The organism is Streptomyces sp. NPDC104371, from assembly GCF_055583785.1.
The window spans coordinates 674216-691937 of record NZ_JBVJNF010000002.1 but is presented as its reverse complement, the minus strand read 5'-3'; the positions used below and the strand labels follow the sequence as shown (position 1 = coordinate 691937).

The window sequence follows — 17722 nt, the reverse complement described above, 5'->3', positions numbered from 1 at the left end:
GTGATTCCCCGTGGCGATACGGCACACGCGCCTACGGCGATGAGGCGGCCTGCGCGTAGGGGTTCCAGCCGTGCCGTCGCAGGGAGCCCTGGACGTGTCGGATGAGGCACTCCAGGTCCGCGCAGTAGACAGAGGGATTCCGGTAGCCCTGTGCTGCGCTGAAACGATGCGGGAGGTAGCCACCGCCGCACACGTCCACGAGCGGGCAGGCTCGGCACTGCTCGGCGAGCGCGTCCTTGCCGTGCTGCCGGTGCAGCAGCTTCGGATGGGCCAGAGCTTCGTCGAAGGAGTGGTGGAGGACGTCGAGCCCGAGCCAGGAGGCGCCCTCCTCGACCGACCGCAGGGTGTCCACGGCCTCGATGGAGCCGTCGGACTCGATCACGATGCTCGTCGGCGGGGCCAGGCCGAGCGTCTCCACCGAGCCGCGCACGCCGGAGCTGAGGGCCACGATGTCCTCCAGCATCCGGACGCTGTGCCGGTACTCGGGCCGGGCGAGCCAGGCGTCGTACACCTTGCTCATCCACAGCCCGTACTCGGGCACGCTCGGGTCGGCGCGATGCGGAGGGTCGTCGTGGGTCGCGTGCGGTAGGCCGAAATCGATCACGGGCGGTTCGAAGGCAGCCAGGTAGTCGTGGACCTCTACGGGGTCGTTGGCCAGGTCCACGACGGCGAGCAGTCCCGCGAACAGGTGTGGCCGCGACCGCAGGAGTTCGATGCCGCGCTCGGCGGAGGCGGCGGTCGACCGCCCGGCGTGGGTCAGCCGGTGCCGGTCATTCACGCTCGGCGGCCCGTCGAGGCTGACGCCCACCACCACCTCGTACCGCTCGAAGAGATCCAGCCAGGCGCCGGACAGAAGGGTCCCGTTGGTCTGGAGCTCGAAGAGGACCTGGGTCCCGGCCGGCACACCGTCCCGGATGGCCTCCAGTAGATCGGTCATGTACCCGGTGCCGACGAGCAGTGGTTCCCCACCGTGCAGTACGACGTGGATGGTTCGAAGGCTGTGTGCGGAGGCGTGCTCACCGATCCGCCGGGCGGCAGTCCGGGCCACAGCGAGGTCCATTCGGGCGGGTAGACGTCGCGCAGCCTGGTCCGTGGAATTGAAGACGAAGCAGTAGTCGCAGTCGATGTTGCAACGGTTGGCGACCTTGAGGATGAACGTCCGGAACGGAACGTGGCCTTCGGGTTCTGTCATCGAAGGGACGTGCTCACAGCGGCAAGGGCCAGATGAGCGAGGCCGCGTGGGCGCCGTCACCGATCCGGCCCGTCGTGACCTCCTCGGCCTCCAGCCGTTGCCGGACGCGGGCGGCAACACGGTCCAGGACGGCGGTGCCGGCCGCCGTCGGCTCCCCGGACGCTTGGTCGACAGGCGTGGTGGTGTGTGGCTCGGTGCTGGACGTGGGCGACAGCATTCAACACTCCTCGTGGGGTACGTGCCGGAGGCGGCACGGTGCGACGGGGTTGAAGCGACAGATCAGCCGCAAAATAGCATCCTCAATGACCCGCCTGTCACGGGAAATTCGGCCACATGGTCGGCGTCAACCGGGCCGCGACACGAGCAACCGTTCGATGTCGTCCACGGTCGCGCTCGCTCCCAATCGCTGGTACACGGTCACGGCGGATTGCAGTGAGCCAACGCCGTGACCAGGCCCGTCAACCATCCAGTCGCAGCGGCCGATGCCCTCCAGGGCCCGTGCCTCCTCCAGCTGACAGCGGATGTCCCTTGCGAGCGTAAGCGCCTGATCGAAGTGCCAGCGGGCGGACGTCGGTTGATCAGAGGCGAGTAGCAGCTTCCCCCAGTGGTTCAGCACCTCGGCTTCAGCACACCGGTCGCCCAGTGACCGCAGGATCTCCAGGCTGCGCTGGAACTCGTAGATGGCTCGGTCCCGGTCACCGGCGATGCCGTGCGCTACGCCCAGCTCGCTCAGTGCGACGGCCTCACCCCCGCGGCTGCCGAGCTCGCGGTAGGCGTGCAGAGCCTCCTCAAGAAGCCGGATCGCCTCCGCCGCATTCCCGCATACACGGTCCACTATGCCAAGGTGGCGGACGCTGTTCGTGCGGCCGAACCGTTCGCCGAGCTCGGTGAAGTGAGCCATGGCCTGGCTATGCGCTGCCCGCGCTCCCTCGATGTCTCCGGTCAGCCGCCGGACGACGCCCAACTCATTCAGTGCGTATGCCTGGTGTACACGGTCGTCCAGCTCCATGTAGATGTCGAACGCTTCCTGGTGATGCCGCGAGGCCAGGTCGTACGAACCCATGAGGCAGTGCACGACGCCCAGGTCCCGCAGGGAGTTCGCCTCCCCGTATCGGTCACCGAGTTCTCGGTAGATCGCCAGGGCCTCGCTCTGTGCCTCTACCGCGGCGTCGAACTGGCTCAACTGTCGGTGTGTCATGCCGAGATCCGCGAGCGCGTTTGCCTGCCCGAGCCGGTACCCCAGCTGACGGTAGAGGGCGAGGGCCTCGGTCTGGGCGTGGACCGCGTCCTCGTTGTCCGCGGTCAGGTACCAGACGATGCCGAGCTGGTTGAGGGCGTCCGCCTCGCCACGCCGGTCGTCGACCGTTTCGTAGGCCGTTACGGCGTCGTTCAGGGCCTCGATCGCCTGCGGGTAGGCAGCCATGAAACGGCTCACGACACCGAGTTCGGCGAGAGCATCGCCTCGGGCCCGCTGGTCGCCGGTGTGGCGGGCGGCCTCGACGGCGGTCCGATGGAGCCCGACGGCCTGGTCCCAGGGGCCGGCCTGACGAAGGAAGGGTGCCATGGCCGCGGCGAGCCGGACCACGAGGTCGTACAGGGCGAGGCCGTTCGCCCGCCGGACGCAGGCCAGGATGTTCGCCCGTTCGGTCTCCAGCCAGCTCAGGGCGTCCGCCCGCGACTCGAGGGCCGGGGTCTCCACCCGGGAGGCTCCATCCGACGTCGGTGGCACCGCGGCACCGCTGCGCACGATGTGCCCGTTCGCGACAGCGAGAGCGGCGAGGTAATAAGTGCACACACGCTGGACGGCCGGTACGTGATCCATGCTGTCTCCACTGTCCGCGAGACTGCGGGCGTAGTCGCGTAGGAGGTCGTGCAGCCGGTAGCGGCTTCCGGAATGCTCGTCAATCAGGTGGTCGTCGTAGAGCGCTTCGAGGTGCCGACGGGCCACCACGACAGAGACATTGCCCAGAGCCGCACCGACGTAGGCATCGAGGTCGGTGCCCGGGAAATAGCCGAGCCGCCGGAAGAAGCGCTGACGCTCCGGCGTGAGATCCCGGTAGGAGAGATCGAACGTCGCGGTGACGGCACGTTCCCCGGCGCGTAGCTCTCCCAGCCGGTCCCGCACCGCCACCAGCCGCCCGCGCAGGTCCTCGGCGCTCCAAGACGGATGGTGCCGCAGCCGTGCCGCGAGCAACGACACCCCCAGCGGCAGACACCCGCACAGCCGCACCAACTCGGTCACTACATCTCGGTCGAGCGCTTCGGCCAGCCGCCCACTGAGCCGGATGAAGAGGTCGACCGCGTGATCTGGCGGCAGAGCGTCCACCGACATGACGATCTCCTCGTTCGCCACCAGCCGCTTGCGGCTCGTCACCAAGACCAGGCACCCGCTCCCACCGGGGAGCAGCGGCTCCAGCTGCCGGTAGCTTGCCGCGTTGTCGAGAATCAGCAGCGCCTTCTTGTCGGCGAGCCTGCTCCGCCACATGGCGGCCCGAGCCTCAGTCACCGCTCCGACATCGTCCCCGACAGGTATCTGCTGCGTCGGCACGCCGGCGGCAGCGAGAAGCGAGGCCAGCGCCTCGCCGGCCTGCACCGGAGTGCGTCCTGGCGTGTGCCCGTTGAGGTTCACGAAGAGCTGTCCGTCGGGGAACCGCTCCGAGAGCAGGTGTCCGGCGTGCACGGCGAAAGTGGTCTTCCCGACGCCCGGCATCCCGTCGATCACGTGAACCGGCAGCCCATCGCCATGTTCCTGCGAGGCCCGCACCGCGCCCACCAACTGCTCCAGCTCCGCGGTACGGTTGGTGAACGCGGCGGTGTCGCGTGGCAACGACCGCAGCACCTGGGCGGCCCCTGGTGTCCCGGTTGCGTCCTCCGGTCGCCTTGGCGGCGCGGGAGGCTCCGTCTCAGAGAGCCTGGCGAGCAGGGCCGTCAGCCCCGCCGTCGTCACACCCAGCACGATGAACGAGAACCAGGCGTGGTCCTGTAACCACCCCAGCCAGCCGGGCCACCGCGACTCATTGGACACCGCGTTGGTGACGAGTCCGACCAACAACGTGGTCACAGCGCCGCCTCCGGCGACGATGGTGATCGCGATCCCGCGCCGGATTCTCATACGGAGGCCCCAGCGGCTGGGCGAGCGGTCGACTCCGTCTCGGCGCCGTTGGTGAGATACCACGAACGGCCAACCGACCCTGTCACGGACGCCACCCCCAAGTCTGATCCCTCAACTTCCCTAACCGAACAGCCCTCATGGACCTTGGTCAAGGGCGTCTCCACGCCATGGGGGCATCTGATGGACACCAGTTTGGACGCGGAATTCCATGCGCTGACCTCCGCACGTGTGTTGCCCGTTGCCATCAAACCCAGGGCGGGGATTCCTGTCTTGTCGATCAAGAGGCCTCTGTGGACCGCGTCGAAGGCCCGAACCTTGCCGGACAGCGATCTTCCGGCGCGTAGTTGGGAACCCGACGACCTCGTTGAGACGTGCCTTGCCTGCTTACGCATGAGTTCATTGCCGACAATTGATGCGCCAGCAGCGTCAATGCGACGCCCCGGCCTGGCGTCCGCCATCGGCGCGAAGCGCATCCAGCGGGTCTTCAAGCGCCCTGCTGCGCAGACCAGGTAGGCCAGGCTGTGTTGACGTAGTAGGGGGTCAGGGCGCCGTACACGGCAGGTCGATTTCCGAGACACAGGCCCGACAGCGCTCGCCGGTAAGGAAGAGGCCCGGCTGCGGCTGCCGGGCGCCCGTCTATAGAGGAGTGCGCCCTCCGAGGTTCCTTGAAACGCTCACTCGAGCGTAGCGAAAGTCCTTGAAAGACCTGGTAAGAGGGGTATTCCGCTCTTCGTGGGGTCCACGGTGTGGTGGTCGCGACCCAGTCGCGATCATCAGGGAGGTCCTTGCCGTGGCGCCGATCCTTTTTACCGCTGCGCTGATGCTGCCGTTCATCACGGCCGCCGGCCCTTTCGCGCTGTGCGAAGCGCGCGACTACGCCCGCCCGGGACACGGCCGCCACCGCCGCGTCGTACGGGGACGTCACACCGCGGTCTGGGGAGGGCGGCGATGACTGCTTACGACGCCTTGGGTGCCGCCCCTTGCGTCCTGTGGCGCTGGACGAGCTGCACTCCCGACGCCCCGGCCCAGGCCCGCGCCACCCTGCGCTGCGCCCTCGACCAGCTCGGTTTCGATGGCGAGGTGATCAGCGATGCGGTGCTCGCCGTCTCCGAGTTGGTCACCAACGCCACCACACACGCGGTGGGACCCTACGAGATGCGCCTGCGTCGCTCCGCGGTCGGGGTCATCTGCGAAGTCGAAGACCGTGATCCGCGCATCCCAGAGGTTCCCGAATTCCCCGCCACGGTGCCGTATGCCCGGCCGAGGAGAACCGTGGGGGTGGATTGGAAGCGTTGTGTGCGTTGCTATCCGAGCGAGGACGCGGCCTCCACATCGTCCACGAACTCACCGAGGGGGCCTGGGGATTTCAAGGGCGGAAGAGGACGAAAACAGCGTGGTTCGCGGTCCTGGCCGCGCCATGTGACGGCCTCGGAGCTTCGTAGTGCTCTGGACCTTTGGGTGCAGAGCCGAAGGGAGGGCGCTTTATCGGGCTTGTAGATGAGCCTTTGAAAGGTGGTGCTCGTCGTTCGTTCGAGCGACGAGCACCACCTTTCGTCGGTGAAGCGGGTTATCAAAGCGAAGCAGCGTCAAGTACCGGGTCGGAAACAGGGCGGAATTCACCCTCCTGTCGCGGTTGATTGGAGCAGCGCCGGGTAGCTCCAGTCGCGTCTGATCACTGAGAGTTTCCATCCAGGTGTTGACGGTGACGGAAGGTAGGGGTGGTGGATACGCGACCTTGGGTCAAGGTGCTTCTGGCGGCTGCGAACGTAGCGGTCACCGGGCTGTTGCTGGCGGGCTGTGCGGACAGCGCATCAGACGCCAAACCGTTGCCCGAGGGGACGTCCGCGACGGCGGCCTCTCAGACGCCAGAAGCGGAGCATGCGGAGGCGGTCGATGCTTATCGAGCTATGTGGCGGGACCTGACACTCGCCTCTGAGACGTCGGATGTGGACTCTCCGCTTCTCGGCGATCATGCCACGGGCGGCGCTCTTGAACTGATGAAGTACGGCCTGCGGGAGGCAAAGAAGGAAAAGGTCGTCAGCAAAGGAACACCGCGGGTGGATCCGCGGGTCGTCTCGGCGACCAGCCGGGAAGTCACTGTGCAAGATTGCGTGGACGGGACTGACTGGTTGCAGTACAAGCTGAACGGCGAGTTGAAGAACAATGTGCCCGGAAGTCACACCAAGGCTGACGCGACGGTGCGGCGCGAGGGGAATACTTGGAAGGTCTCCAAGCTCTACCTTCACGAAGCCGGGTCCTGCTGATGAAGGCGTTGTGGTTGACACCGAAGGCGGCCATGGCGGTCACACTCGCTTGTGCTTGTACTGCGGGGATGCCGTTCCCGGCTGCAAGTGCCGACGAGGCGGTTCAACACTTCGCTGGAATCACTTGTGTTCCGGGTGCGTGCGATGCGGAGGTGGAGAGCGTCACCAGAAGCCAGGGTCGTTCAGGGAAGAGTAGGCCGGTGCCCCGCAGAGGGGCGGCGAGGTCCGGCGGCGGTGGTGGAGAGTCGAAAGAGTTGCCGCCGGTCACGACACATTTCGGAATGGGGGTTTTGCCGCGCTTCGACCCGAGGGAGGCGAAGAAGCCCAAGTCGAAAGGTGGGAAGCAGGTTCCCACCGAACTGGTGGTCCGGCAGGCGGTGAAGCGGCTGAAGTTGCCGATGCCGTTGATCCGCACGAGTCCGGGTGAGGACTTCGTGCAGGTGGTTCACGTACCCACGTGGATGTGGGTGGACCGTTCCACGTGGGGGCCGGTGTCGACGTCGGCTGAGGTGGAGGGCGTGAAGGTGACGGCGACGGCCCGGCCGCGGAGGGCGGTGTGGTCGATGGGGGAGGGCGGCCAGGTGGTGTGCCCAGGGCCGGGGACGCCGTACTCGGACGCCTACAGCCCCAACGCCTCCTCGCCGGACTGCGGTTACACATATCGGCGGGCGTCGCTGTCCGCGCCGGGCCGTGCGTACACGGTGTCGGTGCAGGTGACCTGGGATGTCGAGTGGCATGGGGGCGAGCAGGCCGGGGTGGTGCCGGGGCTGGTGATGACCGCTGAGCGGCGGCTCGTTGTGGACGAGGTGCAGACCGTTGTCACGCGCTGACGCCTCGGGGTGAAGGCGCGGCCCGCACCGAGCGGGCCGGATTGGACGTTGGAACTCTCTTGATTGCGAGGTTAATTGTGGGTACCTCCATGTCTTCTTCAGCCCTGAGCAGCGGCGGGCCGCGGGTGCCAGGAGCGCGGCGGCGGGGGCCGGAGCAGCCGCCTGTGGTGACGGCTGGCCGGCGGCGCAGGCTGGGCTGAGTGTGGGCCGGGGTAGGGGCGGTGGTGGTTTCGGGGACACCTGGGCACCCTGCACCCCGACCACGAACGGCTCGCTCAGCACGCCATCCGCCTCTACCAAGCCGCCACGATGCCGTCCGACACGTCTACACGTACCGGGAGCGCCGCCTCGCCGACCTCGAGCCCGAGTCAGCCACCGGTCCTGATCGTCACCAGGAACCAAGCACGGAATACCCGGTGAACCCACAGGTCAGCAGGTCATTGCACCGCATCTATGGCGAATGTGGATCGCTTGGTATGCGACCCGTCGCATGCGGTGTCGTACCCACCATCGCTTCCGTGTGCGCACTTGGATGCGACACCCCCACTCAGCCCGATCCTGCAGGTCAGGCGGCATACGAGCCATCGACAGGCGAGGGCGACTGTATATCGGTGCAGCAAAGCATCCCGATCTACCAACGGCCGGCGCACCCCCCGCACAACCCGCGCGACCCCCCACGCCGACTGCTCTCTGCACTGCGCCCCCTCTGTCACTCGCTACTCCCTCCTATCTCAATAGCTCTGGCATGTCGGCCAGCTTTGACGTCACCGTGCAAAATCGGCGGCACCCAGGCGCAGCCGAGGGTGCCGTCGTGCCCGGGGGACCTGCGGGTGCCGTTGCGGAAGCGCTCGAGTATGTCTCGGGCTTGGGCGGTTTCCCTGGTGGTGAGGTCAATGTGCAGTGTGCGCGCCAACTCGTAAGCCGCGTGCTCGAAGGTGCTGCGTGCGGAACGTCGTGCCCAGTACACCGCGTACACGGCGATCGCCGCCGACACGACGGCCACGATCGCGCTCAGCCAGTCCGCCACCGAAGCCCTCGCGCTCCCCGTCGCCCCGCGTTCGGTGTGGGAGACTCGCACAGCAGCCGGGCTGGTTCCCAATTCTCCTGGGAGCCGGCCCGGTTTGCTATGCCTGGTCGGCTACGCGTTGCCGTTCGGCGTTGAGATGCGGTAGGTACGGGCCGGTCGCTCACCTGCTCGGCGATGCCCTGCTTGACCAGCTTGTCCAGGACGTTGGCGATGGCACCCGAGGACTTCTCGATCACGCGACTGATCTTGGTGGCGGTGAGTGCCTCGTCGGGGTGCGCCCGCAGGTGGTCGATGACCATCTGGCGGAGCGCTCCAGGCGCGAGCCGCCTCTTCTCACCCGGCTGAACGGCTGCCTCCACCAGTGCCGTCGTCGACTGCTCAGGGCTTGTCCGTGGGGCAGGGATGCCCTTGGTCTCCGGGCTATGGTTGCCGCCGTCGCGGTGCGTGTCGGCTTCGTCCCCCGCGTCTTCACCGGGCTTCTCGCATTGCTGGTGTGGGGTGTCGTGCGGTGTGTCGGCGGCCGATGCCGCGGTGGCACTTGCACCATCGCTGGTGCTCGTCGCTCCGCTGCCGGGTGTCGCTACATCGACCGGCGTGCTCCCGCCGCCCACTTGGCTGGTGTCCGGCTTCGGAGCGTTGGCGGCGGAGGGCTCCGTGTCGGCGGGAGTGGGTTCCGGCGCGCTGGGGCCGTTGCTACTTACGGTCTCGGGGGTGGGCGTGGCGCGCCAGCGGTCGGGGGTGCGGCGGGGGCCGCCGTGGCTGCCGGGGGTGCGTACGGCCATGCCGCGTTCCTCCAGGGTGACCAGGGCCTTGCCGGTGGTGGAATGACCCAGGCCGGCAGCGAGTGCGAGTTCGGCGGCTGTGGCGCCCTCGTCGCCGGTGAGAGCGGCCAGTTCCGTGTAGACGGCAGCGCGGGCGCCAGTCAGCGGGGCCAGCGGTTCCGGGCCGGTTACGGGGTGCACCGTACGCGTGTCGTTGGTGGTGTCAGACATGTGGGAACCTTCATTCCGTCGGATGTCGGGTGGGAAGAGGTCCCCGGCCGGGGCGACCCGCACGGGTGCGGGTCACGGATGTTCGCCGGGCGCGTGCGCATCGCGTGTCCCCCGGGCGAACATGGCCGTGGCATGGACGGATTCCCGGATCTGCCGTGGGTCCGCCGGGTGCGTCGACCACGACCATGGACGCTCCGCTCCGGCGCGAAGTCAAGCGGGCCGCTCACTTCCAGATCGAACCAGCTCAGAGCGGTGGTACGGCCGTAGGGCGCGTGCGGTGTGTCAGCGGTGTGTCGATCGGCGAGCGGATCTCGAAGATCCCCTACGTCGGATCCGATCGGTTTCCGGACCGGGACGAATCGGGTGGCGGGCACGCCGTTCAAATGACCGAGGGCGGTGGGTTGCGATCTCGGGCCAGGAGCTGCTCGCGGATCTGGCGGGCGCGCCGCGGCCCGATGTGCAGATCTGTGCGCAGCCGCCGGATGCTGACCGGGTTCCCGGTGGCAGCGTGGGCTGTCTCATGCGGTGCGACGGCGCGTGGCGACACGTCGGCGTCTGCCGCCGTGTCGTCGGCTGGTGGGGGCTGGACGTCAGTCGGGGCCGATGGGGTGTGTCGTCGCCCGTGTGGGGCCGGTCGTGGCCGAAGTCGGTTACTCCTCCCAAGCCCCCGTGCCACCGTCGGCCCACCCGCACGCCGCTGCAGCGGCACTACCGGTCGAATGGATCGGCATGTGCAGTGGCCCCGGCCCTGGTCCTCCCCTGACGGCATGGAGTGACGCCTCAATGGAGCAATGTGAATCGAACACAGAATTCCTTGACATCGGATTGAGCTCCCATCGTGCGGCCGGTCCCACTGGTTCGGCAGTGGCTCGCAGGTGGCGCGCAACCGGCTCGCATCCATGACGACCTGCACAAACGAGATACATGGTGAGGAAGACCGGGGGAGCAGTCACGGGCGTGGAGTGATCGCCCAGGAGGTCGAACATGCACAAGGCGATGGCAAAGATCAGCCGGCGAATCCCTATTACTCACGTCAGCACGAGCACGGCCGGACCCTCGCTCCCGGGCGCCGCTCAGCCCATGCCGAACTCCACGATCCCCCGCACTCGTACGACCCACCCGCTGCCGACAACCATCTGGCTCCCCGACCCGGACGAGACCAACGCCGCTCCCATCCCCGGCGCAGTACTGCCCGCCTGGGCCATCGACAAGCTCTGCACCGAGCTCGTCGAACGCCCCGTCCACCGGCCTGCTCCGCTACTCAAGATCGCGATCCGGGACACGGCCCCTGGCATGGACGCCTGGATCCCGTCTACCCCGACGCCCCTGGCCCTGGGTGGCCCTCACGGTACGACGCTTCGTTCGGAGACAGCCGATGACAGCTTCCTGCGCCTCCTCCGGTTCGGACGCGTCACCCAGCGACCCGCTTGACGTACCGGCCGAGTCGGAGCGTCCATGGTCCACGCCCGGCCCGGCAGCCGACACACCACCGTGCCGCTCTCTACCTGCCACCACCGTCGTTCGGAAAGGAACAGATCGACGCCCGTGCTCCACGTCTGAGCGCGGGCACACCGTACGGCACGGAGGTGACCGGCTGCTGACCGTGGAAGAGGTCGCCGCGTGGCTCAGGGTCAGCGAGACCACGCTCAGGAACAAATACCGCCTGTGGGGCATCAAGCCCCAGAAAGTCGGACGCCTCCTGCGGTTCCGCGCACGCGACATCACCCGCTATCTCGACCAGCACTACGGCTGAGGCCCGCGACTGGGCCCGGCCCGTAAGGAGAGCCAGGAACCAGTGGCCACTGTCTACCAGCGCTGCAAGAGCGACAAACGCAACGTCAACTACCCGTGCACAAAGCCTCGCTGCGGTCACCCCTGGACCGTCCGCTACCGTGAACCCGACGGTGCCAGGGCCGAACGTCAGCCAAGCTTCGAGAAGAAAACCCAGGCCGAAGCCTTTGCCAACCGCTTGGAACACGACAAATACGAGGGCTTCTACCTCGACCCCAAACGCGGCGACATCGCCCTGAGCGACTACGCCGCCGACTGGCTGGGGCGCCAGGTCGTCGCCGACGGCACCTACCGCAACTACGACAGCTTCCTGCGTACCCACCTCATCCCTGCCCTGGGCTCGAGGACAGTCATTGGCATCCAGCGCACGGACATCGAAGCGTTCGTCGCGGTCATCAGCCGGAAGCTCGCCCCCAGCACCGTCAGCGACCGTATGAAGATGGTGACCAGCATCTTCAAAACCGCGATCAAGGAGAAGAGGCGTCCCGACGATCCCACCGAGGGAGTCAAGCTGCCCCGCATCGGAGCCCACGCGGTCGACGAGGACGAGATCCCCACTCTTCACGAAGTCGACCTCATCGCCAAACAGATCTCGCCCCACTACCGGCTCACGGTCTACCTCCAGGCCGGCGCTGGCCTGCGCATCAGCGAAACTCTCGCCTTCACCGCCGACTGCCACCGAGACGGCTTCCTCCGTGTCCGCCGCCAGGTCAGCTCCAAGGCCCACCGCGAGGACTGCACCACCCGGTTCATCCCACTCAAGCATCGCGCCGAAGGCGAATACCGTGATGTCCCCACCCCCGCCTTCCTCGCTGACGAGATCGACACCCATCTACGCGAGTGGGGCACCGTGACGGCTGGGGGCCTCGATGTCCTCTTCGCCCCACGCGAGCGCGGCAAAGGCACTATGCCGACTGCCACCACCTACGCTTATCACTTCAAAAAGGCCCTGAAGGAGGCGGGCATCACCAGATCCGACGGCAGCCCGAAGTACACCCCACACGGGCTCCGGCACTTCTTCGCCTCGACCGCCCTCGCTCACGGCATCCCCCTCCACGAGGTCTCCCGTTGGCTCGGACACCGCTCCATCAAGACCACCGTCGACGTGTACGGACACCTCGTCCCCGCATCCTGGGCCCGCTGCCGCACGATCATGCAGAACGCCCTGCGACCCGGTGCCCCAGCTCCATCGCCTGGAGTGTCCCAGGTTCCGGACGGCCCTGCGGATCCAGCGTGAGGCACCGGTCGCCGACTTGCCGTCACGGCTGCTGGGTCCTGGCTGGATATGCACCGACTCTTCGGTGTTTTCGCAAGCAGCGGCGCTGGTGTCGATGTTCCGGCCACGCACAACCCTGGATCTGGCGTTAGCGAACCGTCAGGTCAAACGGGGCCGACCCGAATCCGGGCCGACCCCGTCCGCGTACCCATGGTTGGATCCCGGCCGGATGACCTGACACATCGTCATGTTTTGTTATCCGTCGTTCTCCACAGGCAGGCTGGATGGAGAGCCGGTGAAATGGATGCGGCGCCTGCGTCTGCGCAGGTCGAGTGCGATCAGTGGGCCCCAAGTGCCCCGGCGGGGTGCGACGGTGTCGTAGGTGCCCGTGTGCGTGCCCGTGTAGGTGTCAGACGGGGGTGTGGCGGCACCGGTCGCCCGGTTGCCGCAGTTCGAGTCCTGGGCGGGAGCCGTAGGGAACAGGCGCTTGTGATGTGCCTGATGTGATCTACGGGATCGCTCGTCGCGACGATGTCGATGAGTCTTCCGAAGAGCGTGCGGGCTGACGAGGTGATCACGCCGTTCTGAACGAGTCGCGCTACGCAGGTCTTGTGTTCTTGGAGACGGCAGCCAGGCGCGGGGAGTTGCTCGGGACGGGATGTCGCTGGAGTCTCGGCCGCCTTGTGTTGAAGCCTGACGTACCGGCCAATACCTTTCCCTCTCTAAACCAGGGCCGCGCATGGGGTATGTCACTCAACGCCTCGCCGCTTTTGTTCGCATGAAGCACAATGTCCACTTGTGGTGATCTAGACCCTGCCATGATCACAGCTTTACCCTCCCGTGTGCGATCTGTGGAAGATCGCTCACAATGCGTCAGGGTCTGGGAAGGCTCTGTGGGGAGGGTGTGTCATGCCTGTGGGTGGGCGGCTGCGTGCTGTCGGGGTGGTGTTGTCCACTGCGGTGGCGCTGAGCGGACTGACAGCGACCAGCGCGGTGGGGGTGGTCCACAGCAAGACGCAGGCGGCTGCGGCGTCGGAAGCGACGTCTGAGGAGCAGCCCGCGCTGACCGAGGCTGAGGCGTTCGCTCAGGCCAGGCGCACGGGCAAGCCGGTGGAGGTGACCTCGCTAGGGGGAGAGAGCAGCGAGGTCTATGCCACGCCCGATGGGAATCTGGAGGCACGGGAGTATCTGCGTCCCGTGCGGGCCAGAGTGGAGGGCCGGTGGAAGCCGGTCGACACCGGCCTGGTGAAGGCCGGGAGTGGCATGGTCGCGCCGAAGGTCACCACGGTTGGTCTGGAGTTCTCGGGCGGCGGTGACGCGCCGATGGTGCGCATGACGAAGGCGGGGCGTGAGATCGCACTGTCCTGGCCTGGAGCGCTTCCTGCCCCACGGATCGAGGGTGATAGCGCAACGTATCCGGATGTCCTGCCCGGTGTGGATCTGCGGCTTGGGGCGCAGGAGGATGGGTTCACGCAGTTGCTGGTGGTCAAGTCGGCCGAGGCGGCAGCCAGTAAGGAGCTGGCCGCACTGCGGCTGAAGCTTGACGGCGAAGGCGTGAACATCCGGGAGACGGACGAGGGTGGTCTGGAGGCTGTCGACAAGGGTGCCGACAGTGCGGTGTTCGAGGCGCCGCAGCCGCTGATGTGGGATTCCAGTGAGGGGTCATCGGCTGAACAGTCAGCTGCCGGGCGGTCAGCGGGTGCGACCTCGGCTGAGGAGCCCGGCAGCGACGAGCCGGGAGCGGCGGAGTCGGGCAAGCTGGCTCCGGTCGGCGTGGAAGTGTCAACTGGCCAGGACGAGTTGGTGCTGAAGCCGGATGCCGACGTGCTGAAGGGTAAGGACACGGTGTATCCGGTGTTCATCGACCCGCAGTGGTACGCGCCGAAGGCGTCGGCGTGGACGATGGCGTCGAAGTACTGGGCGTCGTCGCCGCAGTGGAAGTTCAACGGTGCTTCGGACGCGGGCATGGGCTACTGCAACTGGTCCTACTGCCAGCCCAATGACACCAAGCGTCTCTTCTACCGGATCCCGACGTCGACGTTCGCGGGGAAGTCGATCCTGTCGGCGGAGTTCGTGGTCCACAACACCTGGTCTGCGTCCTGCGAGGCACGCAGCGTGGAACTGTGGCAGACCAAGGACATCTCCTCGTCGACGACCTGGAACACCCAGAACGCCTCCGGCTTCTGGATCAAGCAACTGGCATCGGAGTCCTTCGCCTACGGATACACGGGCTGCGCGGCCAAGGACGCCGAGTTCAACGTGAAGTCGGCGGTGCAGACGGCCGCGAACAACAAGAGCGCGACGATGACCTTCGGCCTGCAGGCGGCCAGTGAGTCCGACGCCTATGCGTGGAAGCGGTTCTCCGACAAGGCGTTTCTGCACGTGAAGTACAACCGTCCGCCCGCGCAGATCAAGATGTCGCAGCTGACGATGGAGTACGGCGGCACCTGTAAGAAGCCGGCGGACGCGGCGCGTGTGCGTACTCTGGGCAAGATCTCGGCGAACAGCGTTACCGATCCGGACGGCGACACGGTCGCGGTCGAGTTCCAGGCGTCGTGGGATTCGGGGGACGGCAAGGGGGTGACCGCGCGGTGGAAGCCGGCGCGGACCTCGTCCAAGAAGTCCGGGTCCAACTTCTCGATCAGCCTGCCGTCCAATGTGCCGCAGAACAAGCAGATCTACTGGCAAGCGCGCGCCTATGACGGGGCGCAGTACTCGCCGTGGTCGTCCGCGGGTGACCCGACGGCCTGCTACTTCTATTACGACACGACGGTGCCGAAGGCGCCTTCGATCGTCTCGGGTGAGTACCCGGCCTCGGACCCGGAGAACCCGGACGACCCCTGGTACGACGGGGTGGGCAAGTACGGCTCGTTCGAACTCAAGGCTGCAAACAGTGATGTGACCAAGTACTGGTTCGGCATCAACGGCGACCCCACGTCGGCGAACACGATGACCACGTCCGCAGGTGCCGCGAAGATCGCGAAGATGTTGCCGGCCAAGGAGGGGCTGAACTTCGTCACCGCCAAGGCGTTCGACCAGGCAGGCAACGGCAGTGAGACGCGCACCTACCAGTTTCGGGTGAAGAGCGGGCAGCCGGAGCGGGCGATGTGGCAGATGGATGAGTCGGCCGGGGCAAGCCAGGCTGCGGGCAGTTCCGGTGCACGCGTGGCCACGTCGCATGGCGGTGCTACCACAGGCGTAGCAGGTAAGAAGGGCACCGCTCTGCACCTGGACGGCACAAGCGGTTACGCGGCAACCGACATCCCGACGGTCAACACGGCCAACGGGTTCAGTGTCTCAGCCTGGGTCAAGCTTGACCGAATACCTACCAACGCCGCCGTTGTCGCAGCGCAGCCAGGCAATTACTCCCCGGGCTTCGAGCTGTACTACTCCCAGGCCTACGACCGATGGGTCTTCAACCAGTACACGTCCGACACTCCGGGGGCCTCTATCGCACGGGCGATGGCCCCGCAGGCCGGCGGTGTGACCGCGAACGAGTGGACCCACCTGGTGGGCGTGTACAGCGGGACCGACAAGGAACTGCGACTGTATGTGAACGGGACCCTGACCGGCTCCACGGCCTACACGACCGCGTGGGATGCGCGCCGAGGGCTGCAGATCGGAGCCGCGAACCTCAACGGCGAAGTCATGAACTACTTCCCCGGCAGCATCGACGAACTGCGGATCTTCGACAAGCCGGTCAGCGCCACCGAGGTCACTCACCTGTACCGCCTCGAGTCGATCGGCAACGGACGCACCGCCCGCGCGGTGTTCCCACTGGACGAAGAGCCAGGCGCCACAGCGGTCGTGGGTCACGCTGACACCCAGTCCCTGACGCTCGCCGGTGACGCCCAGCTCGGCGCCCCCGGCGTCGCCGGCCGTGCACTGAGGCTGGACGGCAAGAGCGGATACGCGCACACCGAGGCCCCGCACGCCGATACCCAGCGCCCCTTCACCATCTCGGCGTGGGCGAAACTGGACAAGAAGCCCACCAGCGCCGGCATCATCGCGGCGCAGGCAGGCAAGGACAAGCCCGGCTTCGAGCTGTACTACTCGGCTGCATACGACCGTTGGGCGTTCAACCAGTACTCCGCCGACGCCCCGGACGCGACCCCGATACGGGCCATGCAGGCCGACGGTGTCACCGCGCGCGCCGGGGAGTGGGTGCACCTGGTCGGCGTTCATGACGCTGTGGCCGACACGCTCACCCTGTACGTGAACGGGGTCAAGGCGGGCTCGACCAAGCTGGGCGGGGCGTTCTACGCGGGCCAGTCGGTGTATATCGGCGCAGGTAACTACAGCGGAGCCATGGCCTCTTACTTCCCCGGCACTATCGACGACGTCCGGCTCCTGGACCGCCCGGTGTCGGCCGAGGAAGTACAACAGATGTTCAAGCAGCGCCCGCTGGTCAACGGACGTTGGATGTTCGAGGAGGCCACTGGGACGAGCCCGGTTTCCACTCCGAACGCGGTGCCCGGAGGCAGCGCGCTCACCCTGAACGGCGGCGCCAAGAAGTCGGACTACGCCTTCATGGACTTCGGCAGCCTGGAACTGGACGGCGTCGGCGGCTACGCGGCCACGACGTCAGTACCGGTCGACACCAGTGCCAGCTATACCGTCACCGCCTGGGCGCAGGCCGCCGCGCTGCCGCAGAACAGCGTCGCGCTGGTCAGCGCCGAAGGCACCAACCAGAGCGCCTTCACCGTCCGCTTCGTACCCGACTCCGCGAATCCGGAAGGCCGTGGCCGCTGGGAGCTGGCGGTGCCGGACAAGGACGGCACGGACGCGACGGTCGTACGCGTGGCCAACAGCGAGTTCTATGACGCGCGGGACTGGAACCACCTGGCCGTGGTCTACGACGGCTTTGCCAAGCAGGCCCGCTTGTATGTCAACGGCCTGCTTCAGGAGATCTCCTGCAACAACGGTGAGGACGACAGCGGAGACGAGGGTACGGACTGCGGAAGCTCGGCCTCCTGGGCCGAGAACACGCTCGGCTTCAAGGCGACCAAATCCTTCCAGGTCGGCCGTGCCAAGACCGACGGAGCCTGGGGCGAATACTTCCCTGGCCTGGTCGACGACGTCTGGGCCTTCCAGGGCTCGCTCACCGACGAGCAGGTCGCGTATCTGGCCTCAAGCTGGTTCGACGTGCCCACCGAGGTGCCTGACATCGGCTGATCCGGTGGTGGGACGAACACGTCACCACCATGCAGACCAACCGGCTGGCTTCGTGGCTCGAGAGGGCCACCGACGTTCCTGACGACTGCTGACGCAATGGCCGCGCCCGGCCCTCCCGGGCGC

General features: G+C 66.9%; 12 protein-coding genes. 7 read left to right on the top strand and 5 right to left on the bottom strand.

What is annotated here, in order from left to right; all coding sequences use genetic code 11:
- Positions 1–31: 31 nt before the first annotated feature.
- The 3 genes from ACZ60T_RS08925 to haaT form a co-directional block, all read right to left on the bottom strand.
- The gene (locus ACZ60T_RS08925; protein WP_469665346.1) at positions 32–1192 is read right to left on the bottom strand and encodes an FxsB family cyclophane-forming radical SAM/SPASM peptide maturase; all 1161 of its coding nucleotides are present in this window, start codon (positions 1190–1192) and stop codon (positions 32–34) included.
- Positions 1193–1205: 13 nt separating this feature from the next.
- Positions 1206–1409, bottom strand: a complete 204-nt coding sequence (gene haaA, locus ACZ60T_RS08920; protein WP_469665345.1) for a HaaA family cyclophane-containing RiPP peptide — start codon at positions 1407–1409, stop codon at positions 1206–1208.
- A gap of 126 nt (positions 1410–1535) precedes the next feature.
- Positions 1536–4253, bottom strand: coding sequence for a cyclophane-containing RiPP biosynthesis TPR protein HaaT (gene haaT / locus ACZ60T_RS08915; protein ID WP_469665344.1), 2718 nt, complete (start codon positions 4251–4253; stop codon positions 1536–1538).
- Positions 4254–5252: 999 nt separating this feature from the next.
- On the opposite strand from haaT, the gene ACZ60T_RS08910 reads away from it, so the two are divergent.
- From ACZ60T_RS08910 to ACZ60T_RS08900, 3 genes are all read left to right on the top strand, one after another.
- A complete protein-coding gene (locus tag ACZ60T_RS08910) occupies positions 5253–5801 on the top strand; it encodes an ATP-binding protein (RefSeq protein ID WP_469665343.1) in 549 nt (182 codons plus the stop codon).
- A gap of 224 nt (positions 5802–6025) precedes the next feature.
- Positions 6026–6568 (top strand): hypothetical protein, encoded by a 543-nt coding sequence (locus ACZ60T_RS08905; protein WP_469665342.1) that lies wholly within the window; start codon positions 6026–6028, stop codon positions 6566–6568.
- Positions 6569–6849: 281 nt separating this feature from the next.
- Entirely contained in the window at positions 6850–7398 is a 549-nt protein-coding gene (locus tag ACZ60T_RS08900; protein WP_469665341.1) for a hypothetical protein, read from the top strand.
- A 709-nt stretch (positions 7399–8107) separates the two neighbouring features.
- On the opposite strand, the gene ACZ60T_RS08895 is transcribed toward ACZ60T_RS08900, so the two are convergent.
- Positions 8108–8425 (bottom strand): hypothetical protein, encoded by a 318-nt coding sequence (locus ACZ60T_RS08895; RefSeq protein WP_469665340.1) that lies wholly within the window; start codon positions 8423–8425, stop codon positions 8108–8110.
- The gene (locus tag ACZ60T_RS08890) at positions 8410–9417 is read right to left on the bottom strand and encodes a hypothetical protein (protein ID WP_469665339.1); all 1008 of its coding nucleotides are present in this window, start codon (positions 9415–9417) and stop codon (positions 8410–8412) included. The genes ACZ60T_RS08895 and ACZ60T_RS08890 overlap by 16 nt, the downstream gene beginning before the upstream one ends.
- 1080 nt (positions 9418–10497) lie before the next feature.
- On the opposite strand from ACZ60T_RS08890, the gene ACZ60T_RS08885 reads away from it, so the two are divergent.
- From ACZ60T_RS08885 to ACZ60T_RS08870, 4 genes are all read left to right on the top strand, one after another.
- Positions 10498–10848 (top strand): hypothetical protein, encoded by a 351-nt coding sequence (locus ACZ60T_RS08885; RefSeq protein ID WP_469665338.1) that lies wholly within the window; start codon positions 10498–10500, stop codon positions 10846–10848.
- A gap of 172 nt (positions 10849–11020) precedes the next feature.
- Complete coding sequence (locus tag ACZ60T_RS08880; RefSeq protein WP_469665337.1) at positions 11021–11170, top strand: helix-turn-helix domain-containing protein; 150 nt, start codon at positions 11021–11023, stop codon at positions 11168–11170.
- Positions 11171–11212: 42 nt separating this feature from the next.
- Positions 11213–12445, top strand: coding sequence for a tyrosine-type recombinase/integrase (locus ACZ60T_RS08875; RefSeq protein ID WP_469665336.1), 1233 nt, complete (start codon positions 11213–11215; stop codon positions 12443–12445).
- 888 nt (positions 12446–13333) lie between these two features.
- Positions 13334–17599, top strand: coding sequence for a LamG-like jellyroll fold domain-containing protein (locus tag ACZ60T_RS08870; protein WP_469665564.1), 4266 nt, complete (start codon positions 13334–13336; stop codon positions 17597–17599).
- Positions 17600–17722 lie beyond the last annotated feature (123 nt).

Coding starts and splice junctions, on each gene's coding strand:
- ACZ60T_RS08925 (WP_469665346.1), bottom strand. CDS start 1,192: ATGACAGAACCCGAAGGCCACGTTCCGTTCCGGACGTTCATCCTCAAG.
- ACZ60T_RS08900 (WP_469665341.1), top strand. CDS start 6,850: ATGGGGGTTTTGCCGCGCTTCGACCCGAGGGAGGCGAAGAAGCCCAAG.
- haaA (WP_469665345.1), bottom strand. CDS start 1,409: ATGCTGTCGCCCACGTCCAGCACCGAGCCACACACCACCACGCCTGTC.
- ACZ60T_RS08910 (WP_469665343.1), top strand. CDS start 5,253: ATGACTGCTTACGACGCCTTGGGTGCCGCCCCTTGCGTCCTGTGGCGC.
- ACZ60T_RS08890 (WP_469665339.1), bottom strand. CDS start 9,417: ATGTCTGACACCACCAACGACACGCGTACGGTGCACCCCGTAACCGGC.
- ACZ60T_RS08870 (WP_469665564.1), top strand. CDS start 13,334: ATGCCTGTGGGTGGGCGGCTGCGTGCTGTCGGGGTGGTGTTGTCCACT.
- ACZ60T_RS08885 (WP_469665338.1), top strand. CDS start 10,498: ATGCCGAACTCCACGATCCCCCGCACTCGTACGACCCACCCGCTGCCG.